This window comes from Protofrankia sp. CiP1_Cm_nod3, from assembly GCF_982290655.1.
On the sequence record NZ_CEVIVD010000069.1, the window covers coordinates 5,768 to 7,441 of the forward strand.

The window sequence follows — 1,674 nt, forward strand, 5'->3', positions numbered from 1 at the left end:
GGAAGGGCGGGGCGGGCGGCTGGCCGATGTTGGCGGTCGGCGCGACGCCCGGGCGGGCCTGGCCGCTCGGGAACGGCGGCCGCGCGGCGGCCGGCTGCTGGACGGCGGCCCGCAGGTCGTCGTCCAGGCGGAGGGTGATGCCGGCGCGGGCGGTCCAGCCCGGGCCGTACACGGCGGCGGCGCGGGCCAGCTCCAGGGCGAAGGCGTGGGCGGACGGCTGGCGGGTGGCCGGGTCCTTGGCCAGCGCCCGCATGATCACCGCGGCTACCGGCGCGGGCACGCCGGCCGGCGAGGCGGGAACGGTGTAGATGTGGTGCTGGGCGAGCACGGTCGGCGGCAGGGCGGGGTCGAACGGCGGCGCGCCGCCCAGCAGCTCGTAGAGCATCACGCCCAGGGCGTACAGGTCGGTGGCCGGGCTCAGCCGCCTGGCGAGGAGCTGCTCGGGGGCCATGTACCGGGGGGTGCCGACGATCGCGCTGGCGGTGGTCGCGGACCCTTCCACCAGTTTCGCGATGCCGAAGTCGGTGACCTTCAGCAGCCCGGCGGCGTCGAACAGGATGTTGTCGGGTTTGATGTCGCGGTGCAGGACGCCCCGCTGGTGCGCGCTGCCCAGCGCCGCGGCCACCGCCAGCCCGACCGCGCAGGCGGCCTCGGGCGGTATGCCGGCCCGGCGGCGGGTCAGGGTGCCGCCGCCGAGCAGCTCCATGACGATCAGATGGAGGTCGCCGGCGGGGATGGAGTCGTAGACCCGCACCACGTGCGGATGGTCGAGGGCGGCGAGCAGGCGCGCCTCGGCCCGGCTGCTCGCCGCGGCCTCGTCGGTGCCCGCGGGCAGGATCTTGATGGCCACCGGGCGGTCCAGCTCGCGGTGCCGGCCCTTGACCACCAGCCCGAAGGCCCCCCGGCCGAGGATCTCGCCGAGCTCGTAGGCGGGCAGCGCCGCGGCGACCTGCGCCTCGTTGATGATCACGATGTGCCAATCACGATGTGGGAGCTGTCATGCGCCGACCACGGCGTCCACCGTTCATCATGCCGAATCCCCCAATATCCCTGTACGACGCGTGATCCTAGCGCCGTCCGTCACATCCGCCCGACCCTCCCGACGAAATCGACGAGGACGACCGCGCCCGACCGCGAGCCGCGCATCCCGCGAGTGATCACATGCGCCTACCTGGCCATCGCGCCCAACCTGCCGCTACCGACCGCGGGTTCGGACACGCGGGCGGCGACGTGGCTGGCCGTCTCGGAGGCGCGGCAGGTGGGGCTGGCCTTCGACCACGACGACATTCTGCGTGACGCGGTGGAGCTGGCCAGGGACGAGCTGCGGTTCCGGACGATCGCCACCGCCTTCTGTCATGATGATTTCACCATCGGTGAGCTACGTGAGGTGTACGAGGTGGTCTGGGGGGCCGAGCTGGACAGGCCGAACTTCCACCGCAAGGTCACCGACGCCGCCGGGTTCATCGAGCCGACCGGGCGCAAGCGGCCCACGCCCAACGGACGTCCCGCCGCCCTCTATCGGGCTGGCCCCGCGACCACGCTGCTGCCCCGATGATGCGCCGTTTCGCCGCCTCCTGAACAGGAGCGTGAACGGGAGCGGTGCGTCTCCGTGCACCAGCTGACTGGACGTGGACCTGGATGTGGACCTGGATGTGGGCGTGGATGTGGGCGTGG

General features: G+C 73.0%; 2 protein-coding genes. One reads left to right on the forward strand and one right to left on the reverse strand.

Annotation, left to right across the window (positions count from 1 at the left end; all coding sequences use genetic code 11):
* On the reverse strand, window positions 1-970 hold a 970-nt coding region (locus AC5LUJ_RS14430; protein ID WP_493465092.1), incomplete at its 3' end, for a serine/threonine-protein kinase.
* Window positions 971-1,153: 183 nt separating this feature from the next.
* On the opposite strand from AC5LUJ_RS14430, the gene AC5LUJ_RS14435 reads away from it, so the two are divergent.
* Window positions 1,154-1,555: an NUDIX hydrolase gene (locus AC5LUJ_RS14435; RefSeq protein WP_250292214.1), complete on the forward strand. Its 402-nt coding sequence runs from the start codon at window positions 1,154-1,156 to the stop codon at window positions 1,553-1,555.
* Window positions 1,556-1,674: the final 119 nt, after the last annotated feature.